This is a genomic window from Candidatus Latescibacter sp. IFSED24, assembly GCF_058273205.1.
In genome coordinates, this window is record NZ_CM177850.1 from 4,457,248 (window position 1) to 4,482,711 (window position 25,464).

The 25,464-nt window shown below is 68.3% G+C and carries 20 protein-coding genes; 13 read left to right on the forward strand and 7 right to left on the reverse strand.

Annotated elements, in window-relative coordinates; translation table 11 throughout:
• Positions 1 to 14: 14 nt before the first annotated feature.
• On the forward strand, positions 15 to 1,061 hold the full coding sequence (locus IFSED24_RS17770) for a hypothetical protein (RefSeq protein ID WP_491332823.1): 1,047 nt from the start codon (positions 15 to 17) through the stop codon (positions 1,059 to 1,061).
• A gap of 13 nt (positions 1,062 to 1,074) precedes the next feature.
• Here IFSED24_RS17770 and IFSED24_RS17775 read toward each other — a convergent pair whose 3' ends face one another.
• Positions 1,075 to 2,691 carry a S8/S53 family peptidase gene (locus IFSED24_RS17775; RefSeq protein ID WP_491332824.1) on the reverse strand — a complete coding sequence of 539 codons (1,617 nt, stop codon included), beginning with the start codon at positions 2,689 to 2,691 and terminating at the stop codon, positions 1,075 to 1,077.
• 132 nt (positions 2,692 to 2,823) lie between these two features.
• On the opposite strand from IFSED24_RS17775, the gene IFSED24_RS17780 reads away from it, so the two are divergent.
• The 4 genes from IFSED24_RS17780 to IFSED24_RS17795 all read left to right on the forward strand — a co-directional run bounded on the left by IFSED24_RS17780 (position 2,824) and on the right by IFSED24_RS17795 (position 9,026).
• Complete coding sequence (locus tag IFSED24_RS17780; RefSeq protein ID WP_491332825.1) at positions 2,824 to 4,101, forward strand: T9SS type A sorting domain-containing protein; 1,278 nt, start codon at positions 2,824 to 2,826, stop codon at positions 4,099 to 4,101.
• Between the two features lie 124 nt (positions 4,102 to 4,225).
• On the forward strand, positions 4,226 to 4,897 hold the full coding sequence (locus IFSED24_RS17785) for an outer membrane protein (protein ID WP_491332826.1): 672 nt from the start codon (positions 4,226 to 4,228) through the stop codon (positions 4,895 to 4,897).
• Between the two features lie 31 nt (positions 4,898 to 4,928).
• Positions 4,929 to 6,722 carry an acyclic terpene utilization AtuA family protein gene (locus tag IFSED24_RS17790; RefSeq protein ID WP_491332827.1) on the forward strand — a complete coding sequence of 598 codons (1,794 nt, stop codon included), beginning with the start codon at positions 4,929 to 4,931 and terminating at the stop codon, positions 6,720 to 6,722.
• Between the two features lie 117 nt (positions 6,723 to 6,839).
• On the forward strand, positions 6,840 to 9,026 hold the full coding sequence (locus tag IFSED24_RS17795) for a hypothetical protein (RefSeq protein WP_491332828.1): 2,187 nt from the start codon (positions 6,840 to 6,842) through the stop codon (positions 9,024 to 9,026).
• Between the two features lie 27 nt (positions 9,027 to 9,053).
• Here the strand turns inward: IFSED24_RS17795 and IFSED24_RS17800 are convergent, their stop codons facing one another.
• A complete protein-coding gene (locus IFSED24_RS17800; RefSeq protein ID WP_491332829.1) occupies positions 9,054 to 10,829 on the reverse strand; it encodes a sodium:proton antiporter in 1,776 nt (591 codons plus the stop codon).
• 51 nt (positions 10,830 to 10,880) lie between these two features.
• Between IFSED24_RS17800 and IFSED24_RS17805 the strand changes: the two genes are divergently transcribed.
• The 3 genes from IFSED24_RS17805 to IFSED24_RS17815 are packed head-to-tail and all read left to right on the forward strand — an operon-like array spanning position 10,881 to position 13,374.
• Positions 10,881 to 11,603 carry a hypothetical protein gene (locus IFSED24_RS17805; RefSeq protein WP_491332830.1) on the forward strand — a complete coding sequence of 241 codons (723 nt, stop codon included), beginning with the start codon at positions 10,881 to 10,883 and terminating at the stop codon, positions 11,601 to 11,603.
• Positions 11,604 to 11,659: 56 nt separating this feature from the next.
• Complete coding sequence (locus tag IFSED24_RS17810) at positions 11,660 to 12,274, forward strand: class I SAM-dependent methyltransferase (RefSeq protein WP_491332831.1); 615 nt, start codon at positions 11,660 to 11,662, stop codon at positions 12,272 to 12,274.
• 47 nt (positions 12,275 to 12,321) lie between these two features.
• The gene (locus IFSED24_RS17815) at positions 12,322 to 13,374 is read left to right on the forward strand and encodes a type III polyketide synthase (protein ID WP_491332832.1); all 1,053 of its coding nucleotides are present in this window, start codon (positions 12,322 to 12,324) and stop codon (positions 13,372 to 13,374) included.
• A gap of 96 nt (positions 13,375 to 13,470) precedes the next feature.
• On the opposite strand, the gene IFSED24_RS17820 is transcribed toward IFSED24_RS17815, so the two are convergent.
• Positions 13,471 to 14,436 carry a hypothetical protein gene (locus tag IFSED24_RS17820; RefSeq protein WP_491332833.1) on the reverse strand — a complete coding sequence of 322 codons (966 nt, stop codon included), beginning with the start codon at positions 14,434 to 14,436 and terminating at the stop codon, positions 13,471 to 13,473.
• A gap of 368 nt (positions 14,437 to 14,804) precedes the next feature.
• On the opposite strand from IFSED24_RS17820, the gene IFSED24_RS17825 reads away from it, so the two are divergent.
• Together IFSED24_RS17825 and IFSED24_RS17830 are read left to right on the forward strand one after the other, a co-directional pair.
• Positions 14,805 to 15,311 carry an RNA polymerase sigma factor gene (locus IFSED24_RS17825; RefSeq protein WP_491332834.1) on the forward strand — a complete coding sequence of 169 codons (507 nt, stop codon included), beginning with the start codon at positions 14,805 to 14,807 and terminating at the stop codon, positions 15,309 to 15,311.
• Positions 15,298 to 17,736 (forward strand): protein kinase domain-containing protein, encoded by a 2,439-nt coding sequence (locus IFSED24_RS17830; RefSeq protein ID WP_491332835.1) that lies wholly within the window; start codon positions 15,298 to 15,300, stop codon positions 17,734 to 17,736. The genes IFSED24_RS17825 and IFSED24_RS17830 overlap by 14 nt, the downstream gene beginning before the upstream one ends.
• A 60-nt stretch (positions 17,737 to 17,796) precedes the next feature.
• On the opposite strand, the gene IFSED24_RS17835 is transcribed toward IFSED24_RS17830, so the two are convergent.
• From IFSED24_RS17835 to IFSED24_RS17850, 4 genes are all read right to left on the reverse strand, one after another.
• A complete protein-coding gene (locus IFSED24_RS17835) occupies positions 17,797 to 18,189 on the reverse strand; it encodes a Zn-ribbon domain-containing OB-fold protein (protein ID WP_491332836.1) in 393 nt (130 codons plus the stop codon).
• Complete coding sequence (locus IFSED24_RS17840) at positions 18,189 to 19,343, reverse strand: thiolase family protein (protein WP_491332837.1); 1,155 nt, start codon at positions 19,341 to 19,343, stop codon at positions 18,189 to 18,191. Before IFSED24_RS17840 ends, IFSED24_RS17835 begins: the two co-directional genes overlap by 1 nt.
• An 11-nt stretch (positions 19,344 to 19,354) precedes the next feature.
• Positions 19,355 to 20,416 carry a hydroxymethylglutaryl-CoA synthase gene (locus tag IFSED24_RS17845; protein WP_491332838.1) on the reverse strand — a complete coding sequence of 354 codons (1,062 nt, stop codon included), beginning with the start codon at positions 20,414 to 20,416 and terminating at the stop codon, positions 19,355 to 19,357.
• A 284-nt stretch (positions 20,417 to 20,700) separates the two neighbouring features.
• Positions 20,701 to 21,684 carry a metalloregulator ArsR/SmtB family transcription factor gene (locus tag IFSED24_RS17850; RefSeq protein ID WP_491332839.1) on the reverse strand — a complete coding sequence of 328 codons (984 nt, stop codon included), beginning with the start codon at positions 21,682 to 21,684 and terminating at the stop codon, positions 20,701 to 20,703.
• Between the two features lie 180 nt (positions 21,685 to 21,864).
• On the opposite strand from IFSED24_RS17850, the gene IFSED24_RS17855 reads away from it, so the two are divergent.
• The 3 genes from IFSED24_RS17855 to IFSED24_RS17865 all read left to right on the forward strand — a co-directional run bounded on the left by IFSED24_RS17855 (position 21,865) and on the right by IFSED24_RS17865 (position 25,463).
• Entirely contained in the window at positions 21,865 to 23,127 is a 1,263-nt protein-coding gene (locus IFSED24_RS17855; RefSeq protein WP_491332840.1) for a FlgD immunoglobulin-like domain containing protein, read from the forward strand.
• A gap of 234 nt (positions 23,128 to 23,361) precedes the next feature.
• A complete protein-coding gene (locus tag IFSED24_RS17860) occupies positions 23,362 to 24,927 on the forward strand; it encodes a phage tail sheath family protein (protein ID WP_491332841.1) in 1,566 nt (521 codons plus the stop codon).
• A gap of 11 nt (positions 24,928 to 24,938) precedes the next feature.
• Complete coding sequence (locus IFSED24_RS17865) at positions 24,939 to 25,463, forward strand: phage tail protein (RefSeq protein WP_491332842.1); 525 nt, start codon at positions 24,939 to 24,941, stop codon at positions 25,461 to 25,463.
• The last annotated feature ends 1 nt before the right edge of the window (position 25,464 follow it).

Below are 25,464 nucleotides of genomic sequence, written 5' to 3' on the forward strand. Positions count from 1 at the left end.
CCGGAGGTCTGTTCATGCGTTCCTGGGCCTGCCTGACCTGCCTGGTGCTCCTGTGTGCATTCCCGGCGGCCATGGCCGCGGACAAACCCGCGCCGAGCTGTCCGCCCAACGTGCCCCTGCCGCGTCAGGGCGGCGACACCATCGAGTCGGCGGTGATGGTCGACCACTTGCCCCTGTCGACGAACGGCACCACCACCGGCTACGCCAACGATTACGACGAGGTCTGCCCCTACCAGGGCAGCACCTCGCCCGACGTGGTCTACGTCTACGCGCCGGGCGACATGGCGATCCCCTGCCAGTACGTCGAGATCGACCTCTACGGCTCGCTCTACGACACCAAGGTCTACCTCTACGACAGCCAGGGAGCCCTCGTGGCCTGCAACGACGATTACTACCCCGACTACACGTCCCGGATCGACATGGTGGGCCTGTTCGAGGCCGAGACCTACTACATCGTGGTCGACGGCTACGGGGGCGATCACGGCGACTACACCCTGCAAAGCTACGAGTACAGCATGCCGTTCTTCACCTGCCCGCCCGACTACTGGGACGAGGGCGAACCACCGCTGCAGGATGGCGTCCCCGACACTTACAACAGCGGCTGCGACGGCAACCCATCCGCCCCGGCGATCCAGGCGCTGGCCGCCACCGCGGCCGGCACCCTCGACCTCTGCGGCAGCATGGGCTGGCGCGCCATCGGCGGCGAACCCCGGCGGGACCATGACTGGTTCAGCCTGGTGATCGGCGCCTCCGGCACGGTGGAGGGGATGTTCCTCGGGTGTCTGGGCGCCACCATCGAGGTCGTCACGCCCAGCACCTGCGACGACCTCGAGATCCAGCAGACCATCGAGGCCGCCCCGTTCATCGGCAATCCGGTCGCGATCAGCGGCCCGGCGGGCGGTACGGTCTGGCTGCGATTGACGACCATGGACATCGAGCCGGTCTGTGGCGGCTACACGCCGCAGGAGTGGCCCTACATCCTGGAGCTCAGCGGCCTGCAGGCGGCCGTGCCCGTCCGGACGAGGAGCTGGAGCGAGGTGAAGGCGCTGTTCCACCAGTGACCGCGGTCGGCTCCTATTGCACGAGCACGAGCTTGCCGGTGGTCGTCCGGTCACCGCTGGTCAGTCGCACCAGGTAGGTGCCCGAGGCCAGGCCGCGGGCGTCCCAGCGCACCGCATGGGCGCCGGCGGCCAGTTCGCCCTTCACGAGGCACTCCACCAGACGACCGCGGGCATCGAACACCGACAGCTCCGCCTGGCCGCCCCGGGCCAGCGAGAAGCTCAGGGTGGTCGCGCCGTTGAATGGGTTGGGCTGGCAGGCCAGCGCCGGGGCGCTGCCGGTGCCGCCGGCCACGCCGGTGACGTCGAGGAGGATGGCGGCCTCGGCGTCGATGCGGCCGGCCCCCAGCAACCCGGCGTAACCGGGGTTCAGCGCGTCGATGTCCACCGCCGACTGCTTGATGAGCTGGGTCACCGCGAGCGGGTCGGCGTCGGGGCGCCAGGCGCGCACGAGGCCGGCCAGGCCCGAGACCAGTCCCGCCGCGAACGAGGTGCCCGAGAGCACCGAGAGCTCGCCGTCCCAGATCATCAGGATGTCGACGCCGGGGGCGCAGACGTCGATGTAGGCGCCGAACGGGCCGAACGGCGCGCGGTGGTCGAAGGGATCGGTGGCCGAGACGGCCAGGACGTGGTCGTAGGCCGCGGGATAGACGGGCTGGTCGCCCTCGCCGCCGGCGGCCACCAGCACCACGCCCGCCGCCCAGACGGCGTCGACGATGGCCTGCTCGAATTCCTGATGCACCGGGATGCCCCACGAGCAGTTGACCACCGTGGCGCCGTTGTCCGCGGCGTAGAGCATGGGGAGGTAGCCGTCGGCCAGGTAGCCGTTCTCGGTGATGCCCTGCAGCGCCATCAGCCGCACGCCGAAGCCGATGCTGGCGATGCGCAGGCCGTTGTCGGTGGCCGCCGAGATGCACGCCGCCACGCCCGTGCCGTGGGAGTGGGTGTCCTGGGGCAGGTGGTCGTCGTGGGCGAAATCCCAGCCCGCCACGTCGTCGACGAAGCCGTTCCCGTCCTGGTCCACGCCGTCGATGTCCTCGGGGTCGAGCCGGCCGTTCTGGTTGAGGTCCTCGGGACCGTTGATCCACAGGTTGGGGATCAGGTCGGGTTCGTCGAGGTCGAGCCCGGTGTCGATCACGCCCACGACCGCGGCGCGCGCAGCCTCGCCGCGGATATGGTCCCACGCGGCCGGAGCGCCGATGTGGGTCAGGTGCCACTGCTCGGAGTAGTAGGGGTCGTTCGGTGTGTAGAAGAGGCGCGCGGGGACGGGGATCTCGGCGGCGGCGAGGTGCGGGTCGGCGGCCATGTCGGCGGCCGCGGCCCGGGCGTCGAATCCGGGCGCCAGGTGCAGCAGGCGCAGCCGTTGGGCGATCGCCGCCAGCACGGGGTGGCGCAACGTTCCGGGATAGTAGGGGGCGACGGCGGTCACGCCGTGGCGGCGGCAGAGGCGGTCGAGTGACGGGACGCCGGTGACGGTGCCGCTCGCGGCGAAGGTCCCGGTGCCCAGCGGGGCGACGCCGGGTGCGGTGAGGACGACGATGCGCTGCCCGTTGGCCGGGTCGGAGGATGCGGCGGTGGCGGGGACGGTCAGGATGCCGGCACTCAGGAGCAGGGCGAGGAAAAGGGATCTCATGAGTCACCTCCCTGGTCGGTGGATTATAGCACACCGCGGCGGGGCTCCCGGCGCTGCTTTCCTCGACCATCCAGGTAGGGTATAATCATCGGGTACGCCGGTTTCTATCGCCCCCTGCCCAAGGAGAGACCGATGCGAATCCTGACGATCCTGATCACGCTCGGCGTCCTCGCCGCCCCGCTGGCCATGGCTTACGAGTGGGAATACGTGGGCATGGACGGTGTCGGCACCACGTGCATCGAGCTGGACGAACACCACGCCCGCCTCTTCGTGGGCACCCACGAGGGCTTCTGGACCTACGACCTGGCCACCGGCGCCTGGGCCGAGTTCGACGACGAGGGCTGGATCGGCCGCCAGGTCCACGCCGTCCAGGGCCACCCGACCGATCCCGACCGCATCCTCACCGGCCGCCAGAACGCGTTCTTCAAGGGCTACGTCGAGCTCAGCACCGACGGCGGCGCCACCGGCGACCCGGTCCACATGTCCGAGGGCGGCGCGTTCTGGGCTCTCGACCACGACGGCCAGTACTTCTACGCCGGCAACATCAGCGACATCACCCCGGGCGAACTCCTTCGCTCGGCCACCGGCGAGGCGCCCTGGTATCCGCTCTTCGGCCACGGCCACACGGCCATCACGGCCCTCGGCGTGGGCCACATGGGAGACCTCCTGGCGGCCGGCGACAACCAGGTCGCCATCTCCTACGATGCCGGCGAGACCTGGGAGGATGTGGGCACCGATCTGGGAGACGGGCTGATCCGCTGCCTGACGACCTTCACGCCGAGCGGGGACGTGATCTTCACCGGCGCTCTGGCCGGCGGCGAGAACGGCCTCTGGCAAGGTTTCACGCCGTTCGACTCCTGGGAGCAGATCCTCGCCGGAGAATCCTGCCGCGCGGCCACCATGATGTCGGGCCCCGCACCCTGGCCCCTGTCCCGCATCAACCGGCCGGCCGTGGTCACCACGGACGGCCGCGTGCTCGTGGCCGACCGCTACCTCGCCGCCTGGCAGGACGAGACCGGCGAACTGCCCGGCCAGGCCCGGGACCTCCAGTTCGTCTGGCAGGACGAGTACCTCTACGTCTGCACCGCCAGCGCCGGCGTCTACCGTTTCCGGCCCGTGATCTCCGCGGCCGGGGACGTGCCCGTGGCCGACGGGCCCCGACTCGAGTCCTGGCCCAATCCCTTCAACCCGCGGGTGAATCTGCGCTCCGAGCTCCCGCGTACCGCGGTGGGCCGCCTGGCGATCTACGATCTCGCCGGCCGTCTGGTGACGGTCCTCGAGGAGGGGTCGTTCCCCGCCGGGATGCACACGAGCACCTGGGACGCCGCCGGCCAGGCCAGCGGGGTCTACCTGGCCAGGCTGGAGACCGACCTCGGCACGGTGGCCACGCGTCTGGTGCTGGTCCGCTGACCGGGCCGCGGCGAGTCCATCCTTCGCGCATGGCGGCCGGACCGCTCCTCGCCTAGGCTGTGGCTGTTTGTCAGCCGGTTTTCACCGGCCGTCAAGAGTCGTCATACCCTGGAGGATTGCCATCATGATGCGTCGCGCCCTGATCCTGTCGTCCCTGCTGGTCATGCTCGCCGGCCTCGCACCCGCCCAGCCCGGTTTCCAGCCCCTGCGCCCCCAGGCCACGCGGGAGGGACGCTGGGAGTTCAGCCTGCAGACGCGTTACACGGGCGCGCAGGACTTCGCTGGCGCTGGAGGCTCGTCGTTGGAGTTCCAGGACGATCTGGGCTGGGGATTCGGCTTCAACTACCACTTCAATCAGCGGTTCGATCTGGGCTTGCTCATCTCGTGGCGGTCGCTGCCCTATAACGCCGTCGCCATCGATGGCGACGACGGGTCCTCGCGGCGATACAACGGCTCCATGTCCATCTCGACCATGGCGCTGGCCGGCGACTGGAACGTCCTGCCGGGCAAGATCACGCCCTACGTTTCCGGAGCCGTGGGTTGGACCTTGATCGACACCAACATCTATGCCGGCTCCGTCACCGGTTGCTGGTGGGATCCCTTGTGGGGCTATATCTGCGGCGACTACGCCACGACCTACGGCAAGAACACCGCCTCGTTCCTGCTCGGCGTGGGCGGCCGCTTCGAGGTGTCGGAGTCGTTCTTCCTGCGCGCCGGTTACGAGCACGCCTGGACCGACATCGACGCCATCGACAGCAACCACCTGTTCCGCCTGGACATCGGCTTCATGAACTAGAGACCGGGCCCACGACCCCGAGGAGATCCCGATGAGACGCACCATCCGCATCGGCAACGCCGGCGGCTACTGGGGAGACGACCCCGGCGCGCTGCGCCGGCAGATCGAGGGCGGCCCCCTCGACTACGTGACCATCGACTACCTGGCCGAGATCACCATGTCGATCCTGCAGAGCCAGCGCGTGCGCAACCCCGAACTGGGCTACGCCACCGACTTCCTCGACCAGCTCCGCGAGTGCCTGCCGCTGATGGTCGAGCGCGGGGTCCGGGTGATCACCAACGCCGGCGGCATCAACCCCCTCGGGCTGGGCCGCAAGATCCGCGAACTGGCCGGCGAGCTGGGCCTCACGGTGAAGGTGGGCGTGGTCGACGGCGACGACATCGTGGGCCAGCTCGACGCGCTGCGCACGGCGGGCGAGCGGTTCACCAACATGGAGACCGGCGAGAGCCTGGACAGCGTGCAGAACCGGGTCACCGCGGCCAACATCTACTTCGGTGCCGAACCCGTGGTCGCCGCGCTCGACGCGGGCTGCCAGGTCATCGTCACCGGCCGCGTCACCGACACCGGCATCACGCTGGCGCCCATGCTCCACGAGTTCGGCTGGGCCGCCGACGACTGGGACCGCCTGGCCGCGGGCATCGTGGCCGGCCACATCATCGAGTGCGGCACCCAGTCCACCGGCGGCAACCTCACCGACTGGGAGGAAGTGCCCGACCTGGCCGAGATCGGCTTCCCCATCATCGAGATGGGCGAGGACGGCGTCTTCGAGGTGACCAAGCACGAGGGCACCGGCGGCCTGGTGAACCTCAAGACGGTCAAGGAGCAGCTGGTCTACGAGATGGGCGATCCGGCCGAATACATCTCGCCCGACGTCATCGCGCGCTTCGACACGCTCCAGCTCGAGCAGGTCGGCGAGAACCGCGTGCGCGTCACGGGGTCGCGCGGCCTGCCCCGGCCGCCCATGTTCAAGGTCTCCATGGCGTACGACGACGGCTGGAAGGCGCATGGGCACCTCCTGGTCTGCGGCCCCGAGGCGGTGGCCAAGTGCCAGGCGGCGGCCGACATCTTCTGGAAGCGCCTCGGACACACCTACGAGGAGACCCACACCTCCATCGTCGGCACCGGCTCGATCTGGTCGCGGACCCTGAGCATCGGCGAGCCCGACGAGGTGCTGCTGCGCCTCGGCGTGCGCGATCACGACCGCACCCGCATCGAGGCCTTCGGCGTGCAGCTGCCCGCGCTCATCCTCTCCGGTCCCAGCGGCATGGCCGTCACCGCCGGCCGGCCCAAGCCGCGCCAGGTGGTGGCCTACTGGCCGGCGCTGATGAAGCGCAGCAGCGTGCCCGCGCGCATGGTGGCGCTGGCGCCCGACGGCGGCGAGGAGGCGCGCACCATCGCCTTCACCGACGACGTGCTGACCGCGGCGGACACCGCGGCGGCGCCCGTGCCGCGCCCGCGCGTCCACGAGTGGTCGGGACGGACCCGCCGCACCCAGCTCCGCACCCTGGCCTACGCCCGTTCGGGCGACAAGGGCGACACCTGCAACGTCGGCGTGCTCGCGCGCTCGCCCGAGATCTACGACTGGCTCCGCGAGACGCTCACGCCCGCGGTGGTCAAGCGGTTCTTCGGCGACATCGTCAAGGGCGAGGTCGTGCGCTTCGAGCTGGACAATCTGCTCGGCCTGAACTTCCTGCTCGAGCAGGCGCTGGGCGGCGGCGGCACCGTGTCGCTGATGCTCGACCCCCAGGGCAAGACGCTCTCCCACGCGCTGCTGGAGATGGTGGTGGATGCGCCGGTGGCCATCGTGCCCAGGCGGGAGGGTTGAGCGGGGCAAGCCCCCTGCTTCGCCGACCCGATCCGTGCTACAATGTCGAGACCGGATCGGTCTGACGCCGGCTCGCGCGAAGTAGGGATTGGACTCCAGCCCAACGTGAGCAACCACATGACGAACAAGAGTACCCGGTTCTCCACCCGTGTGATCAGTCGTTGTCTCTGCGGGTTCGCCCTGCTCCTCGTCATTGCACCCGGCGCCTGCGCGGGCGGGGATCTTTCCCTGCTCGGCCGCTGGCATGCCGGACCGTGCCTGGCCGCGGCCGTGGAGGGACACCGCGTCCATGTGAGCGATGGAGGCTTCCTCACCAGCATCGATCTGACCGATCCGACCGCCCCCGTGGTCCTCGGACGGACGCCCGTGTCCGCTCCCGTCAAGGCGGTCGCCGTGCGGGACGGCCTGGTCGTGGCCGCGGTCGAGGACACCGGGTTGCTCTTCATCGACGCCACCGATCCGGCGGCGCCACACACCCTGGCCACCCTGCCGCTGACCGACGTGCGCGACCTCGTCCTGACCGGTTCCCTCGTCTGTGCCGCCAGCGGCCCGTCCCTGGTGGTCATCGACGTGAGCGACCCCGCCGCCCCTTCCATGTGCGGCGAGCTCACCGCCCCGTCCACCATCTTCGGGCTGGATGCCCGCGACGACCTGGTGGCGCTGACGGTGGGGTTCGACGGACTGCTGATCGTCGACCTCACCGATCCGACGCTGCCCGCAGTGAGCGGAGCCTACGATCCGCCCACCATGATCCACTATGACGACGCCACGATCCTAGGCGACCACGTGGCGATCGCCGCGGGCACCCAGGGCCTCGTGACCATCGACGTCTCCGCCCCCACGGCACCCGTGCCGGTCGGCACCACCGGCCCGCTCGACTTCTACCCTACCCGGATCGCGGCCGACGCGGAGCTGGTCTACATGAGCGGCAACGTGGACATGACCACCTGCAAGCTGGGGATTGCCGACGTGAGCGATCCTGCCGCACCCGTGGTGCGAGGCGGCCACGCCATCGGTGAATCGGTCAGCAACGTCGCCGCCGGGATCGACCGGGCCTACCTGATCGGCCGTTCCCACGGGTTGTTCGCGCTGGACACCACGAATCCTCAAGCGCCCGCGCTGGTGGGGCGCTACGAGCCGGGCGGACTGGCCGGGCGGGTGGCCGTGACCGGCGAGTTGGCCGTGGTGGCCGCCGGGAGCACGGGCATGCCGGTACTGGATCTGGCCGACCCCTCCCTTCCGCAGGAAGTGAGACGCCTGGACACGGGCTCTACCGTCACCGATGTCGCCGCCCGTGATGGACTCGCCTACGTGGTCGACGGCGACCTTCTGATAGTCGACCTCGCCGCATCGCACGAGCCGGCGATCTTGGGCTGGTGCGTTCTGGAGACGGCCCGCTACCTGGACCTCGTCGGCGATCGCGCTTACGTGATCACCGGCAGCAACGATCTGGTCATCGTCGACGTCACCGACTCCCTCGCACCCCTGGAACTGGGCCGTTGCCAGGTGCCGGGATCACCACCGCCCTTCTCGCTCCAGGGCGTTCAGGTCCACGGCGATCATGCATATGTCGCCACCTATACCGATGGCCCGACGTTCCTGGTCATCGTCGCCGTGGGCGATCCTGGCGCGCCCGAGATCGTCGGCTCGATCGCCGGGAGTGCGCGGTGCCTGGCCGTCGGGGACGGCCATCTGTACATGTCCGAACGCTGGACAGGTGAGCTCCGGATCTACGACCTCGACGATCCGGCCGCACCGGTCCAGGTCTCGCAGCTTGCTGATCTCGACGCCGGCTGCCTGGCGCTCCAGGGCGAGTTCCTCTACGCCGGCCGCCAGGATGGGGGCCTGGTGGTGGTCGACGTCACCGATCCCGGCGAGCCGATCGCGGTCGCCAGCTTCGCCAGCCAGGGCGCCGCCACCGATCTTTCGCTCACGGGCCCCAGGGTGCTCATGACAGTGCCGGACAACGGCCTCTGGATCCTCGCCCACGACGCGCTCGTGGCTGCTCTCGATCCAGCGCTGCCCGCGGCCGCCAGCCAGCTGAGAGCTTGCCCCAATCCGTTCAACCCACGCACCGTGGTGTCGTTCACGCAGGCTCACGCGCAGGCGGTGGATCTGTCGGTGTTCGACCTGGCTGGCCGCCGCCTCGCCGTGCTGTGCAGCGGCTGGCGCGGGGCGGGACCGAGCGAGATCGCCTGGGAGGGGCGCGATGCCCGGGGCCGCAGCGTGCCCTCGGGAACCTACATTCTCCGGCTCGTCACCTCCTCGCAGGTGCTGAGCGAGAAGATCCAGCTGGTACGCTGACGGTGCGGCGATGCCGTGAACGGCCGCTCAGAACGCCCAGTACCGCGGAATCAGCGCCGCGGCCGTGACCCACACCACCACGTTGAGCACCATGCCCAGCCGCAGGAAGTCGGTGAAGCGGTAGCCGCCCGGACCGTAGACCAGCAGGTTGGTCTGGTAGCCGATGGGCGTGGCGAAGCACGCCGAGGCGCCGAAGCAGATGCCCACGATGAACGGCCGCGGATCCACGCCCAGCGCCGCCGCCGAGGCCATGCCGATGGGGACCAGCAGGACCGCGCTCGAGTTGTTGGACAGGAAGTGCGACAGCACGCTGGTCAGCACGATGAACGCCGTGAGCACGACGTGGGGGCCGGCATCCTGGAAGACCGAGAGGAAGCCGCGGGCGTAGAGGTCGGCCGCGCCGGTGGCGGTGAGGGCCGCTCCGAGGGCGATGGTGCCGATGATCAGCACCAGGATCGGCACGTCGATGGCGTCGTAGGCCTCGCGTGGTCGCAAACAGCCGGTGAGGAGCATCAGGAACCCGGCGGCCAGCGAGGCCGTGAGGATGTCGAGCAGGCCGAACGAGGCCGTGGCGACCATGGCCGCGAACAGCCCGAGCGCGATGGGCGCCTTGCGCCGGTTCTCCAGCGTGCGCACCACGTCTTCCACGATGATCACGTCGCCCTCGGTACGCAGGCGTTCGAGCCGGCGCGGGCCGCACTGGATGAGCAGGATGTCGCCCACGTCCAGCCACAGGCGGCTCATCTTGCGCTCGGAATAATGGATGCGGCGGCGCTGTACACCGAGGAGGGTCAGGTCGTCGGCGGCGCCGAGGAAGGTGTCGGCGACGGGCCGGCCGAGCAGCGGTGATTCGGGCGGGATGATGGCCTCGACGATCTGGGCGTCGTGGTCGTACGGGTTGGTGAGGGGGCGGCCCGCGATCAATGGCAGGAAGGCGTCCTCGCCGCTGAGGATGTTCACCAGGTCGGCGGCCGTGGCGCCCACCAGGACGATGTCGCCGCTCCCCAGGGTGCAATCGTCGGTTTCGGGGTAGCAGACCTGCTCGCCGCGCAGGACCTCGTAGACCTCGACCTCGGGGAACCGGCTGCGCAGCGCGGTCACCGCGTCCTCGCCCAGATAGGCGCTCTCGGGGGGGATGGCGAGTTCCGAGATGTACTTGTGCTTGTCGCCCTGTCCATGGTGGTAGATGGGCGTGTGGGTCTCGGGCAGCAGCCGGTCCGAGAGCCAGAACAGCAGCAGGCCGCCGATCAGGACGATGGGCAGGCCCACCCGGGTGAGCTCGAACATGCCGATGGGCTCGAGTCCGGCCTGGGCGGCCAGATCGCTGACGATGATGTTGGTCGAGGTGCCGATGAGGGTGCTCGTGCCCGCGAGGATCGACACGAACGAGATGGGCATCAGCAGCCGTGCCGGCGAGAGGTCGAACCGGCCGCATACCGCCAGCACCACCGTCAGCAGCATCACCACCACCGGCGTGTTGTTGATGAAGGCGGAGAACAGGCCGGTCAGGACGAGGGTCAGGAGCAGGATCTTGCGCGGGTGGCCTTGAGTGGAGTCGGCGATCAGGCGGGTCAGGAAGTTGAGCGAGCCCGTGCGGGTCAGCCCCTTGGTCACCACGAACAGCGCGCCGACGGTCAGCGGCGCGGGGTTGGCGAAGCCGGCCACGGCCTGACGCGGGGTCAGCAGGCCGGTGATCATCAACGCCACCATGATGCCGATGGCCGTCAGGTCCACCGGCAATCGTTCGCTGATCAGCAGTGCCACCGCGATCACGAGGATGAGCGAGACGATGATGATGTCCACGGTCGGTCGTCCCTCCGTTGCCGGACTGGGCGGGGCCGTTACCTTGTCTTGATGAAACGACGAACTCTCACCTGTTCGAGCGCCATGTCGGCGATGCTGCTGGTCTTCGTCGTGAGCTCGGGGGCGATCTGGTCCACCGCCACGGCTGCGCAGCATGATACCGTGGCGCTCCCTCCGGCGCTACCGCGACCAGCCGTCGATCCCCATCTCCAGCTCCATGCTCTTCTCGAGAGAACGATCTTCCAGGTGGACGTCCTGACACTCGAGCTATGGCTCGGGCCGGCGACCGCGCGCACCATCGAGCCCTGGCGACACACGGCGGAAGGGCCTGCGGCGGCGGACTCCCTCGCCCGGGCCATCGCCGACAGCCGCGATGCCTGGGCCCAGATCAGCTTCGCGCGGGGGGTGGGGCTCGACCGTTTCCTCGACGGGATCCTGGCGGACATGTGGCGAGCGCAGGAGTCTGGTCTGCTGTCCGCGGACGGATTCCAGCACGTGGCGGACGGACTGCCGGTGTGGCTGGCGCCGTTGCGGCAGCAGGGTCTGGAGAAGGGCGACCGGTTCCTGTACCGCGTCCGCGGCGACACGCTGCGCACGGTCGTCCAGCGCCGAGATGGCACGGTGGTCATCGACCAGACCGATGTCGGCCCGGACCACCGGCGGGCGCTGCTGGGCAGCTTCGTGGCGCCGGGTGCGTCGCTGCGCCAGGGGCTGCTGGCGGATCTTCGACAGGATGGCGCCGTGGGCCCCGATCAGGTTCCTGGTTCCCGATGAAGCGCGTCGTCCGTCCGGAGATCCTCGCGACACTGTCCCCGGACGATCCTCGGGCGATGGCGAACCGGCGCGATCTGCGCGTCCTCAATCGACTCCTGGGCAACTGGCGCTGGTCCGCGCGGATGCTGAGGCGATGGTGGCGGCCAGGCGACCAGGTGCTCGAGGCGGGAGCGGGCGAGGGCGATCTGGGCCGCTACCTGTGCCGCCACGTGCCGGGGTTGCGCGCCGGCGGCTATACCGGACTGGATCTGAACCGCCGACCCGGCGACTGGCCCGCCGGGTGGAGCTGGCACCAGGGCGACCTGCTCGAGCAGGAGTTCGTTCCCCCGCCCCGCGTGCTGCTGATCAACTTCCTGCTGCATCAATTCCAGGATCACGAGCTCCAGCGCCTCGGGGAGGCCATCCGGCAGATCCCGATCTGGATCTTCTGCGAACCCCATCGCTCGCGACGCGCCCTGGCGGGGTTGGCCCTGCTGCGGCCGTTCGGACTCCATGACGTTTCCTGGAGCGATGGTCGGACCAGCATCCGGGCCGGTTTCCACGGAAGGGAACTGGCCGCGTTGCTGGGTGTGGATGCCAAGGACCGGGAGTGTCGCGTCGAAATGGATTTCCGGGGAACGTACCGTCTGGTGTCGTGGGGTGGTCGTTGCCGACGCGGATCGTCGCCTTAGATTGTGAGTTCGCTTCGCGACCCGCCGCCACCAGCAACAGGACCATCATGCCCAGGATCCAGAGTGTCGCCACGGCCTTGCCCGAGTACAAGGTCGATCAGGATTTCGTGCAGGATTTCGCTCGTGAGGTCTTCCGGGATCGCATCGCGAGCCTCGACCGCCTGCTGCCCCTCTTCGCCAACGCCGGGATCGAGCACCGCTACTTCGTGGCGCCGCCGTCCTGGTATCGCGAGCCGCACGACCTGGCCGAGCGCAGCGCCCTGTACGTGACGGCGGCCACCGAGCTCTCGGCCCGGGCGGCCCGCGAGGCGCTCGCGCGGGCGAACCTCGGACCCGAGGATGTGGACACCATCCTCTACGTGAACACCACGGGCCTGGCGACACCATCCATCGACGCCCGGCTGGTGAACGTGCTGGGCCTGCGGCACGACGTGCGCCGGCTGCCGCTCTGGGGCCTGGGCTGCGCCGGTGGCGTGGCGGGGCTGGCCCACGCGCATCACCTGGCGCTGGGTAGCCCGACCGCACGGATCCTGCTGGTGGCGACCGAGCTGTGCGGCCTCACCTTCATGCCCGACGACCCCTCCAAGTCGAACCTGGTGGCGACCGCCCTGTTCGCCGATGGGTCCGCGGCGGCCGTGATCACGGGCGACCAGGTGCCAGGGCCCGGTCTGGAGGTCCTGGACACCCAGAGCCGATTCTATCCGGACTCGCTGGACGTGATGGGCTGGACCGTGCTGCAGCAGGGATTGCAGGTGGTCTTCGCGCGGCGGATTCCCGACATCGTGCAGGAGAATGCGGCGGAGGATCTGGGGGGAATGCTGGCGCCGCACGGCCTGGGGTTCGCAGATGTGGGGGCGTTCCTCTTCCATCCCGGCGGGGCCAAGGTGATCGAAGCCTACGAGGAGGCGCTGGGACTCGGCCCTACCGCGATGGACTGGACCCGCGGCGTGCTGCGGGACTACGGGAACATGTCGTCGACGACGGTGCTGTTCGTGGTGGAGCGGTACCTGGCCGAGCGCGGTCTCGGACGGGGCGGTCATGGATTGATCACGGCGCTGGGGCCCGGGTTCTGCTCGGAATCGATCCTGGTGGGTTTGTGAGCACGGACGAGTGTCGAGGCAAGTTTGGTCCCGAGATCCGTCGATCATGGTGGGGGCGACGTCACCTCCTGGAAGCGTCGCCCCTCTGCAGTCCGATCATTGGAACAGCGCCTTCACCTGGGTCCAGCTGGTCTCCTGGACACTCAAGGGTGTGGGGCTCCCATCCTCGACGATCAGGAAGGAACCACCAGGCAGCACTTGCCACATCGTGGGCAGGATGGTGCAGCAGTCGAGCTGGACGACTCCGGCCACGCGACCCTGGAAGAGGGTCTTGTCGTTGTCCTGCATGCAACTCGTGCAACCGTACATCCGAGCTTCGGGCCCGACATCCAGCAGGTAGTTGAGTGGGCCGTTCTTGTAGAACTGGCTGCAGTTGCAGAGAAGCTCTCCCGAGTGCAGCTTGATGATGCTGCCAGGGATCCGACCCGCCTTATCCGGCCAGTAGTCGGTATGCTGGTAGCTGTTCTGGCTGAAGCGGCAGTCGTTCAGGGCGAGCGACTGTCCGGCGAACTCCATCGCCACGGGGTTGGCGTTACCGCGGACGAACGCGCAATTGTTGAACTCGCCCGACCCACCGTCGAACTTGAGGGCGGTGCCGTAGAATTCGTTGAACCGGCAGTTGGTCATGACGATCTTGCCACCGAGGATGTTGAAGATGGGTTCGCTGGCGATGGCATCCGGTCCGAAGGTGAGGGTGAAGTTCCGGAAGATGATGTTCTCGAACACGACCTCATCGGTGGGACTCAAGGTCGGGTCCAGGACGAACACCGGGGCGTCGCGCCAGTGGGCCCAGTGCGAGGTGGATTCCTCGAACACCACGGCGCCGGGCATGCCGGTGTCGGAGCGGATGGTGATCCCCGGGGTCAGCCGGTGGCCGTAGCCGTCGATCTTGTGGACACCCACGGCGACCTCGATCACGTCACCGGCGCTGGCCAGGGCGATGGCCTTGGTCACCGATTGGACCTGGCTCGGCACGTACCAGGTACGCGCCTGCACGGCGGTGACCATCAAGGCGCACGCCAGCAGGCTGAGAGCCAGCAGACAGAATTTCGACCTGTTCATGGATCTCTCCTTCCGTTGATCCGGTCAGTGAGGAAGGCAGCGCGGGCGGCCGGCCTCCCGGAGGGCACTCGCGTCGATATGGGCCCTCTGATCAGAACAACGATCTCGGCGGACATAGCGAACAAATTATCCAAGAGTTCAATAATCCTTTAAGTGTAAACTGTTAAAAATAAGTGCTTTACATCGTCTTTCAGTCATGTTAGCCTGAGAACGGATCTGGAGTAGCCAGGGGAGGTCCTCTCATGTCTGTCCCCTCGAAGCCATGCCGGCGGTCACCGGGTCGCAACATCATCAGCCCGCCACCTCGACATCTCGCGGAGAGCACGCCCAGCCTCATCTCCCGTGCCCAGGGAGGCGACGATGGGGCCGTGGCGGAGCTATACCGACGGTATCTGCCGAGGATGCTCCAATGGGCGTCTGGGCGCCTGCCGCCTCAGGCCCGCAGCAGCCTGGAGACGGGGGACCTGGTCCAGGCCTCGGTGCTGAACACGATTCGTCGTATCACCACCTTCGAGCCACGCCATGGCGGCGCCTTTCCCGCCTACCTTCGCAAGACCGTGCTCAACCTGATCCGGGACGAGGTCCGCAAGCTGCGGACCCGGCCGGAGCTGACGCCGCTGAAGGGCGACGAGATCGCCTCTGCTCCGTCGCCCCTCGACGATGCGGTCGGCCAGGACCTGTTCGAGCGCTACGAGAAGGCGTTCCAGAGGCTGCCCGAGAACGATCAGGCCCTGCTGTTCCTCAAGATCGAGATGGATATGAGCTACGAGGACATCGCCGTGGTCACGGAACGGTCGAGCCCCGATGCGGCGCGGATGGCTGCGCGGCGCGCGGTGATCCGCCTGGCCGAGGAGATGGACCATGCCGTCCGATGAGCAGCCGGACGAAGTGGACGCAATCGACAGGATCGCCGATGAGCTGCTGAACGGGCAGCAGGTCGATTGGAATGCCGCTATCTGGGCGATCCCACCCGCGCGGCGAGGGTTGCTGGCCCAGTTCCGGGCCCTGTCCAGCATCGTCGCCAAGCATGTGGAGGTCCAGCGAGCCATGGCCGCTGCGGCCGGCGGCGCCATCGACCTGCCCGCGGACCACATGCCGGAACGCTGGGGCCCCCTGCAGCTCGAGAGCTGGCTCGGCTCCGGCGCCTTCGGCGACGTCTACCGTGCCCACGATCCCCGCCTGAACCGGGATGTCGCCCTGAAACTGCTGCATCCTCGACGCTTCGGCACGCCGGAAACCACGGCTGGCCTGCTCGAGGAAGGGCGGCTGCTCGCCAGGGTCCGGCACCACAACATCGTCACGGTCTTCGGCGTCGAGGAGAGGGCCGGGCGTGTGGGGATCGTGATGGAGTATATCGAGGGAACCTCCCTCGCCGAAATGCTCGCCGAGCGGGGGCCGCGGAGCGCCGAGGAAGCACTGGTCATTGCCCGCGACGTCAGCCGGGCGCTGGCGGCCCTGCACGCGGCCGGGATCCTGCACCGCGATGTCAAGTCGCGCAACGTCATGCGAGAGTCCGGTGGCCGGATCGTCCTGATGGACCTCGGGGTCGGCTGTGATGCCGCCAGCCGGCAAATCGCCGATCAGGTCGGCACCCCGCTCTATGCGGCGCCGGAGATCCTGCTCGAGAACAAGACCAGCATCAAGAGCGATCTTTACGCGGTGGGCGTCCTTCTCTTTCACCTGGTCACCGGGGACTATCCGGTGAGTGGCCGTTCCCTGGCGGAGGTGGTGGCGGCGCATCGGGAACACCGGACGCGGCAGCTCCGGGACCTCCGCCCCGACCTGTCCGAACATTTCGTGCGCATCGTCGAGCGGACGCTGGCGCCCGATCCGCTTTCCCGCCACGGATCGGCCGGCGAGCTCGTCCAGGATCTGGTCGATGCGCTGGCGGAACGACCGCGCCCACAGCCCAGTCTGCCTGCCGACCGTCCCTCCATCGCCGTCCTGCCGTTCCGTGATCTGAGCCCGCGTCAGGATCAGGCGTATTTCACCGAGGGGCTGGCCGAGCAGATCATCCACGCCCTGTCGCATCTCAGCGACCTGCGGGTCCTGGCCCGTCCTTCCTCGTTCGCCTTCTCGGAACAGGGGAAGGATGTCCGCGAGATCGGACGTTCGCTGGCGGTGTCCACGGTCCTGGACGGCAGTGTGCGCCAGGCGGGCGACCGGGTCCGTATCTCGGCCCATCTCATCAAGGTGGCCGACGCGAGCCAGATCTGGTCCGAGCAATACGAATGCGTGGTGGAGGATGCGCTCTATGTGCAGGACGAGATCTCGCGCGCCATCGTGGAGAGCCTGAGGGTCTGCCTGGTCGAAACCTCGCCGCGGGCCATCCATGCGCACCATTCGCGGGATATGGAGGCGGTCCACCTCTACTTGCTGGGGCGCTACCTCTTCAATCAGGGATCGCGTGACGAACTCGCTCTGGCGAGGCAGCGGTTCCAGGATGCCCTGACCCGCGATCCCGACTACGCCCTGGCGCACATCGGCTTGGCCGAGGCGGGCTGCTACCATTACGCCTATCACTACTGCAATTGCCGATCCTGTCTCGATCAGGCACGGGAGTCCGCGATCAGGGCCGTGGCGCTGGCCCCGGGCCTGGCCGAGGCGCACGCCATCCGTGGCTTCATCCATCTCCTGGACTGGGAATGGGAGCAGGCGCGCGTGGTGCTGGATCGGGCGCTCGCCCTGAATCCCAATCTCCCCACCGCCCATCACTACCAGGCGCACTACCTGCAGGCCATGGGACGGCTGGATGAGGCACGGGCGGCCCAGGAACGCAGCGCCGAGCTCGATCCCGTCTCGCACTTCACCCACGGCTGGCTCGCGTTCTTCCGGCTGCGCTCGGGCCGGCTCGCCCAGGCGCGCAGCGAGCCCGACCTCGTCATGGGCAAGCGGCTGAGTCCGCCGCTCGCCCGGATCATCGCCGGCCAGAGCTACGTGCTCGAGGGCGATCCCGAACAGGGGATCGCCACGCTCGAGGCGGGTCTCCGGGAAGAACTGGAGAATCCGATCCTCCAGGCTTCGCTGGGCTGGGCCTACGGCAAGGCTGGACGACACGAGGATGCCCTGCGGATCCTGGCGATGCTGCAGCAGGAGCGGGATAAAGAGCGCATCCGACCGTTCCTGCTGGCCAAGGTCTGCGCCGGCATCGGAGAGGTGGACCAGGCGTTCACGTGGCTGGAGCGGTCGGTCGCCGAGCGCGATCCGCTGGTGATCATGATGAAGAGCGATGCGACCATCGAGAACCTGCGCCGGGACCGGCGGTTCACCGACCTGCTGTGCAGAATGGGGCTGGCCTGAAGCGGGACCCCGGATCCGGGGCCCCGCTCCACGTCGCTGCGGCCAGGGGCGTCGCTGGCGCTACCGCGCCGGCACCGCCTTGTGTCCGTACTCGATGATCCCGTCGTGACCCTCGGCATACATCCGCCGGAATTCCAGCTTCACCTTCATGCCGATGGCGATCTCCGCCAGGGGCACGTCCACGATCTGGGTGGTGAGGCGCGGCCCGTCGTCCATGGCGATGATGCCCACCGCGAACGGGGCCTCGCCCTGATACTGGTCGCCCGGCGTGCGGATGACCGTGTGGGTGAGCACGGTCCCGGTCCGGGCCATCTTGAACGTGGTGAATTCGCGGCCACCGCACGCGTTGCAGATCAGCCGCGGGGGGAAGAACGTCTTCTGGCACCCGGTGCAGCGTGCGGCCTCGAGGCGGTAGGTCTGCGGATAAGCGCGCCATGATCTCGCCGATGGCATCACATCACCTCCAGGATATGCACGACGGAACTGCCGCCGCTGCCGCCCATGTTCTGCGTCATGCCGACCTTGGCATCCTTCACCTGCCGCGGACCCGACTGGCCGCGTAGCTGCTCGGTCACCTCGATGATCTGGGCGATGCCCGTGGCGCCCACGGGGTGTCCCTTCGATTTGAGACCTCCCGAGGTGTTCACGGGGATCCGGCCGCCGAGGGCGGTGTGACCGGCCGCGACCGCGGGGCCGCCGCCGCCCGCCTCGCAGAAGCCCAGCGCCTCGGTCACCATGATCTCGGCGATGGTGAAGCAGTCGTGGACCTCGACCAGGTCGATGTCCCCGGGCGTCTTGCCGGCCATCCGGTAGGCCTGCTCGCCCGCGCGCCGCGCCGATTCGATGGCGGTCAGGTCCTCCCGATCGTGCAGCGCGATGGTGTCGGTGGCGTGGCCGGTGCCGATCACCTTCACGCCCGGTTGCGCGAAGTCCTTCACCATGTCCGCCGGCACCAGGATCACCGCCGCGGCGCCGTCGGTGATGGGGGAGCAGTCGAGGATGTTGAGGGGGTCGGCCACCTTCACCGAGGTCATGACCTGCTCGGCGGTCACCTGCATGGGGAACTGGGCGCGCGGGTTCTTGCTACCGTTGTCGTGGTTCTTGACGGCGACCGCGGCCAGCTGCTCGCGCGTGGTGCCGTATCGCGCCATGTGCGCCACGGCCATCATGGCGTAGAGGCCGGGGAAGGTCACGCCGCAGGTGCCCTCCCACTTCATGTCCGCGGCGGTGGCCAGCGCGAAGGTGGCCTCGCCGCCCGAGATGTCGGTCATCTTCTCCACGCCGCCGGCGAGCACGATGTCGTGCAGGCCGGAGGCCACGTCGAGGTAGGCCTGGCGGAACGCCAGACCACCCGAGGCGCAGGCCGACTCCACGCGGGTGGCGGGAATGGGAGCCTGGCCGAGGTGGTCGGCGAGCAGCGAGCCCAGGTGCTCCTGGGCGGCGAACAGGCCGGGGCTCATGCTCCCCACGTACATCGCCTCGATCCTGTCGAGGCCGGCGTCGTCCATGGCGAGCAGGGCGGATTCGACGAAGATCTCGCGCAGCGACTGCGACCACAGCTCGCCCCACCTCTGCATGCCGACACCGATCACGGCCACGTCTCTCATGGGCAGACCTCCTACTCGCCGGCCAGGCGGATCTTGCGTCGCAGCTTGGCGTACTCGCCGTACTCGACGTCGATGGTGTTCTCTTCCAGCAGCCAGCGCGTCCGGGGCGCCAGGTCCTGGACCGCGGTGATCCGCTCCTGGACGGTGAAGACGAAGGCGTCGCTGCCGGCGCCCGAGCCGTACGAGCACATGAAGATGCGGTCGCCCGGCCGGGCCACGTCGAGGATCGCCGTCAGGCCCAGGGGCGAAGCGCCCGAATAGGTGTTGCCCAAAAGCGGCACCAGCCGGCCCACGTCGTACTGCTCGGGGGTGAAGCCGGCCATCTTGGCCACGCGGGCGGGGAACTTGCCGTTGGGCTGGTGGAAGACCGCCCAGCGGAAGTCCGTGGGCTTAAGATTCGCCTTCTCCAGCAGGCCGTTGACCGCGCCCAGGGTGGTGCGGAAGTAGGCCGGTTCGCCGGTGAACCGTCCGCCGTGCGAGGGGTAGAACTGGTGCTCGCGGCGCCAGAAGTCGGGGGTGTCGGTCATGAAGGCGTAGGTGTCGTCCACGGTGGCGAGCATCCGGTCGGGGTCGCTGCCCATGATGAAGGCGGCGGCGCCGGCGGCGGCGGAGTACTCCAGGGCGTCGCCGGGCGCGCCCTGCGAGGTGTCACCGCCGATCCCCACGGCGTAGGTGACGAGCCCGGCCTTCACCAGGCCGTGGGCCACGAACATGGCCTCCGACCCGGCCTTGCAGGCGAACTCGAAGTCGGCGGTGTGGCAGTCCGGCGTGGCGCCGATGGCCTCGGCCACGATGGTGCCCGAGGGCTTGACGGCGTAGGGGTGCGATTCGCTGCCGATGTACAGCGCGCCGATGGCGGCGGGGTCCAGATCGCCGGCGCGCGCCAGGGCGTTGCGGGTGGCCTCCACCGAGAGGGTGATGGTGTCCTCGTCGAGGGCCGGCACCGATTTCTGCAAGAGTTCCAGGCCCTTCTTGTAGCTCGGCGCGTCGGCTCCCCAGACCTTGGCGATCTCCTCGACTTTGATGCGTCGCCTGGGCAGGTGCGCTCCATACCCGACAATCCCGACGGACATGCTCGCCTCCTCGGACTTGCTCCGGCCAGGATGGACGGAGAACGGTGGCCAGTAAGCGGATCCTCGGTGTCGGCTCGGGCGAGCATCGCGCTCGCGGTGGTGCGGCGGCGGGATCCTGGATCATCAGCGACGGAGGGCCGCGGAGGGGCCGGTCCGGCGGACAACTGATTGGAATTTCAGCAGATTACCCTGTCCGGCGGTTGGCGTCAACGACAAAGCAGGATCAAGAAGATCACCAAAGGAGAATATTGCTCGACTGCTGCGGTAGGGTCCGGGCGGGCCGTTCAGTACGGCCGCGTCCGGATCCGCTCGCTGGTGTTGTAGGTGTTCTCGTCGAGGGGCCGCAGCTTCTCGAGCCAGCGGCGCTCCAGTGTCTTGAGGGCGGTATTGCGGTACGGGCCCGGCGCGATGCCGGGAGGCACGGTGTCCACCACCTCGAAGGCGAACGATTCCTCGCCCAGCTCGTTCCAATCATCCTGGAGAAATTTGCATCGATGAGTGCCGAAACGGAGTTCGGCGCGATGACGATTCAAGGGGCCCTCGAGGTTCAGGCTGCTGCCTAGCAAGATCTTGCCTGTCTTCAGGTTACGGACACAGTAGAGGCCTGCGGTCTTGTGGGACTGCTTGTAGGCTTGCTTGAGCTGCTGGCGCTCGGAAGGCTGATCCGGCGTCGACTCGCCCGGCATGGGCAGCGCCGGCAAGCTCCCGTCGTTCTCGTTCCTGATCCGCCGGTAGATCCCCTCGGCACGCGCCATGAGCCCCGCCATGACCATCTCGCGCCTGATCAGGCAGTAATCCTCATGGCGGCGCATGATGATGGCGTTGACCTCGGTCTCGGGATAGTCGCGGTCCAGGTCGAAATCCCGCGCCATGGCTGCCAGGATCACCAGCCGCTTCTTGTGCTGGCTGGGAATCTGGCGTAGTCGACCATCCTCGAAGAAGGTGTCCAGGACCTTGCGGTGGTAGCGCTGGAGTCGCTGTTGCTCCGCGTCGACCGGGCTGGCGGCCTGCTCCACCAGGTGGCGCAGCGGCTGGGCCAGGACCTCGTCGCGGGCGCGATACACCACGTAGTACTGCTCCTTGCGCTTGGACACCAGCCCGGCCTGCTCGAGCTTCTTGAGGTGGTGGGAGACCGTGGAGGCGGCCAGGTTGAGCCGCTGGGCCAGTTCTTCCACGTAACGGGGGCCCGCCAGCAGGCTCGCCAGGATGCTCAGACGCGATTCGTCGGCCATGGCCTTCAAGATATCGAGGGGTGGACTCGTTTCCATGATGCACACTCCAGTTCGGCTTGGGTCGAAATAGAATAGTGCCTGGACCTCGATGCCGTCAAGGTAATTCGATCCAGGACGAAATGGAAATGGTCAGCCAGTTGTCGGGCCAGGCCGAACGCGGTCGTGCTGGAATGAAATGCGCTGCAGCGAACCCCGGCGTGGTATCATGGCGACATCATGATGAGCGCTCACGGATCAGAGAAGGCCCGACCGACGGGATCCAGGACCACGCGCAGCCTCGCCGCCCTGGTCTGCCTCCTGGTCCTCGTGTCCCCGGCCCCGGCGGCGATCTTCAACCACACCGTCGAGCCCTTGCCCGGCGAGACCTTCACCCTGGCGGATTTCAGCCTCTGGCTGCCCGAGTTCGCCCCGCCGATCCGCGGCGTCTACTTCACCATCTTCCCGCGCCTCTCGGACTCGCGCCCGCAGGTCAGCGATGCCGTCCTGCAGCAGCTCTGCACCGGGGCGGACTTCGCCATCCTGGGCGCCCGCCTCGCCGACGTGGGCATGGAGACCGGCATCGGCGACGCGGTCCTGCGCGCCCTGGCGGTCTTCGCGGCGGCAAGCGATCACCCCGAACTGGCCCACGCCCCGCTCTTCCTCGAGGGCTACTCCTGGGGCGGTCAGTTCGGCTATCACTTCACGGTCTGGCGTCCCGACCGCGTCCTGGGCTTTATCACCCAGAAGGGCGGCTACCACCGCACCGACCCCGCCGGCGAGGCCATCCTCGTGCCCGGCTACCTCTTCATCGGCGCCGAGGATCTGCCCTACCGCATCGAGAACCTCACCGGGATCTTCGAGGCCCACCGTCCCCTGGGCGCCCGCTGGGCCCTCGCCGTCCAGCCCGGTGCCGGCCACGAGCGGATCACCGACCGCGACCTGCTCGACCCCTTCTTCCACACCGTGACCAGCCTGCGCCTGCCCACCGTCCTACCAATCGACCAGCCGCCCGTCCTGCAGATCATCCCCGAATCCAGCGGCTGGCTCGGCGACCGTCAGCAATTCCTGATCGGCTCCTGGCAATGCTACGATGCGGCGCCCGATTCGGCATCCTGGCTGCCCACACGCGATCTGGCCCAGGCCTGGCAGGCCTTCGTCTCCGCGGGCACGGTGGCCGACACCATCGCCTGCCCCATCGCGGCCTCGCCGCCCGCGCCGCCCCTGGCCGGGATCCTGGCCAGCTATCCCAACCCGTTCAACCCGACCACGACCATCGTCTACGAACTGGCCGCATCCGGACCGGTCGCACTTTGGATCCACGATCTCGGCGGCCGTCTCGTGCGCACGCTCCGGATCGACGCGCTCGCGGCGGCCGGTCGTCACGAGGCGGTGTGGGACGGTCGGGACGAGGCCGGTCGGGTGATGGCCACGGGATGCTATGTGTGTCGCCTCCGGGCCGGGTCGGCCGTCGACTCCCACCGCCTCATCCTTGTCAGATAATCGGTTACCTCTACCGTATTCCGTATACCTTACTTTGAAACACCGTTTTTGTAAGTTTTTCTATTGCAACGACTAAAGAAATAGGCGACTTGACCACTGCTCTTTCCGGCAGTAGGCTCCGGATTCGCCCAACCGACGTTTTCCCAAGGGCTCGTTCCGTTCGCGCCGCCCCGGCAATGTCCACCGTCGCACCACCTGCGACGCCCTGTCCGTTCCCAACGAGGAGCGCCCAACATGCCGTCTTCATACACCTATCCCGGAGTCTACATCGAGGAGATTCCCAGTGGCGTCCGCACCATCACGGGTGTGGCCACCTCCATCACCGCCTTCGTGGGGCGGGCGCGTCGCGGGCCGGTGAACGTGCCGGTCCGTATCCAGAGCCTGGCCGAGTACACGCGTGTCTTCGGGGGTCTCTGGCAGCTCAGCACCATGGGCTATGCGGTCAGCCACTTCTTCCAGCACGGGGGCGGCGACGCCCTGGTGGTGCGGGTCCACAACGGCGCCACGGCCGCCACCGGCGCGGCCGATTCGCTGAACCTGGTCGCGGCCAGCGAGGGGTTGTGGGGCGAGGCGCTCCGCGTGCGCGTGGACCACGACACGCGGCCCATGGTGGGCGCCGAGGAGCTGTTCAACCTCACCATCCGCGATACGGCCACCGGCGCCACCGAGCTGTTCCGCAACGTGTCCGTGCTCACCGATCACCAGCGCTACGTCGGCACGGTCCTCACCGAGGGTTCGAGCCTGGTCCGTCTGAACGGGGCCGCTCCGGGCACGCGGCCGGCGCCGCATCCCGCCGCGGTGCCGGGCGTCGATCCCATGTCCGGCGACCCTGGCTCCACCCTCTTCAACAACGACGGCGACGACGGCGCGGTCCTCGGCGACGGCCAGATCACCGGCGACCGCGACGCGCGCACCGGCATCTTCGCGCTGGAGGCGGCCGACCTCTTCAACCTCCTGGTCATCCCGCCGCTGGATCGTGCCACCGATCTGGCCGACGCCACCTGGGCCGCGGCGGCGAGCTACTGCCAGGAGCGCCGCGCCATGCTGGTGATCGACCCGCCCGCGTCGTGGACGGCCAATCCCGCCACCGCCATCGCCACCGCCGAGGCCGGGGTGAACACGCTGCGCACGGCCGTCGGCACCGACGACGCGCGCAACGCCGTGGCCTATTTCCCCAGACTGCGCATGCCCGATCCCCTGAGCGAGAACCGCCTGGCCGACTTCGCGCCCGGCGGCGCGGTGGCCGGCATCATCGCCCGCACCGACGCCCGCCGCGGCGTGTGGAAGGCGCCGGCCGGCCAGGAGGCGTCGTTCTCCGGCGTGCCCGGCTTCACTTACACCATGACCGACGCCCAGAACGGCGTGCTCAATCCGGTGGCGCTCAACGGCCTGCGCACCTTCCCGGTCACCGGCAACGTGGTGTGGGGCGCCCGCACCCTGGCGGGGGCCGACCTGCTCGCCTCGGAATGGAAGTACCTGCCGGTGCGCCGGCTCGCGCTCTTCCTCGAGGAGAGCCTGTACCGCGGCACCCAGTGGGTGGTCTTCGAACCCAACGACGAGCCGCTCTGGGCGCAGATCCGCCTCAACGTCGGCGCGTTCATGAACAACCTGTTCCGCCAGGGCGCCTTCCAGGGCCGCAGTCCCAAGGAGGCCTACCTCGTCAAGTGCGACCGTGAAACCACGACCCAGAACGACATCGATCTGGGCATCGTGAACATCGTCGTGGGCTTCGCGCCGCTGAAACCCGCGGAGTTCGTGATCCTCAAGATCCAGCAGCTGGCCGGTCAGGTCGAAGCCTAAGGAGTGAGCTCATGGCACAGTTCAGCGTGAACACGCAGCGGTTCGACCCCTACAAGAACTTCAAGTTCCGGGTGAAGTGGGACGGCCGGTACGTGGCGGGGGTCAGCAAGGTCGGCGCGCTCAAGCGCACCACCGAGATGGTGGAGCACCGCGAGGGCGGCGACCCCTCGACCTCGCGCAAATCGCCGGGGCGTACCAAGTACGAGGCCATCACCCTCGAGCGCGGCGTCACCCACGATCCCGAGTTCGAGGCCTGGGCCAACAAGGTCTGGAACTTCGGCTCGGGTCTGGGCGCCGAGGTCTCGCTCAAGGACTTCCGCAAGGACATCATCATCGAGGTCTACAACGAGGCCGGCCAGCTCGTCCTGGCCTACAAGGTCTACCGTTGCTGGGTCTCGGAATTCCAGGCGCTGCCCGACCTCGACGCCAACGCCAACGCGGTGGCCATCCAGACCATCAAGCTGGAGAACGAGGGCTGGGAACGCGATTATGACGTCAGCGAGCCCAGCGAACCCAGCTTCGCCGAGCCGTCCTGAG

Coding starts and splice junctions, on each gene's coding strand:
- IFSED24_RS17770 (WP_491332823.1), top strand. CDS start 15: ATGCGTTCCTGGGCCTGCCTGACCTGCCTGGTGCTCCTGTGTGCATTC.
- IFSED24_RS17775 (WP_491332824.1), bottom strand. CDS start 2,691: ATGAGATCCCTTTTCCTCGCCCTGCTCCTGAGTGCCGGCATCCTGACC.
- IFSED24_RS17780 (WP_491332825.1), top strand. CDS start 2,824: ATGCGAATCCTGACGATCCTGATCACGCTCGGCGTCCTCGCCGCCCCG.
- IFSED24_RS17785 (WP_491332826.1), top strand. CDS start 4,226: ATGATGCGTCGCGCCCTGATCCTGTCGTCCCTGCTGGTCATGCTCGCC.
- IFSED24_RS17790 (WP_491332827.1), top strand. CDS start 4,929: ATGAGACGCACCATCCGCATCGGCAACGCCGGCGGCTACTGGGGAGAC.
- IFSED24_RS17795 (WP_491332828.1), top strand. CDS start 6,840: ATGACGAACAAGAGTACCCGGTTCTCCACCCGTGTGATCAGTCGTTGT.
- IFSED24_RS17805 (WP_491332830.1), top strand. CDS start 10,881: ATGAAACGACGAACTCTCACCTGTTCGAGCGCCATGTCGGCGATGCTG.
- IFSED24_RS17810 (WP_491332831.1), top strand. CDS start 11,660: ATGGCGAACCGGCGCGATCTGCGCGTCCTCAATCGACTCCTGGGCAAC.
- IFSED24_RS17815 (WP_491332832.1), top strand. CDS start 12,322: ATGCCCAGGATCCAGAGTGTCGCCACGGCCTTGCCCGAGTACAAGGTC.
- IFSED24_RS17820 (WP_491332833.1), bottom strand. CDS start 14,436: ATGAACAGGTCGAAATTCTGTCTGCTGGCTCTCAGCCTGCTGGCGTGC.
- IFSED24_RS17830 (WP_491332835.1), top strand. CDS start 15,298: ATGCCGTCCGATGAGCAGCCGGACGAAGTGGACGCAATCGACAGGATC.
- IFSED24_RS17835 (WP_491332836.1), bottom strand. CDS start 18,189: ATGCCATCGGCGAGATCATGGCGCGCTTATCCGCAGACCTACCGCCTC.
- IFSED24_RS17840 (WP_491332837.1), bottom strand. CDS start 19,343: ATGAGAGACGTGGCCGTGATCGGTGTCGGCATGCAGAGGTGGGGCGAG.
- IFSED24_RS17845 (WP_491332838.1), bottom strand. CDS start 20,416: ATGTCCGTCGGGATTGTCGGGTATGGAGCGCACCTGCCCAGGCGACGC.
- IFSED24_RS17850 (WP_491332839.1), bottom strand. CDS start 21,684: ATGGAAACGAGTCCACCCCTCGATATCTTGAAGGCCATGGCCGACGAA.
- IFSED24_RS17855 (WP_491332840.1), top strand. CDS start 21,865: ATGATGAGCGCTCACGGATCAGAGAAGGCCCGACCGACGGGATCCAGG.
- IFSED24_RS17860 (WP_491332841.1), top strand. CDS start 23,362: ATGCCGTCTTCATACACCTATCCCGGAGTCTACATCGAGGAGATTCCC.
- IFSED24_RS17865 (WP_491332842.1), top strand. CDS start 24,939: ATGGCACAGTTCAGCGTGAACACGCAGCGGTTCGACCCCTACAAGAAC.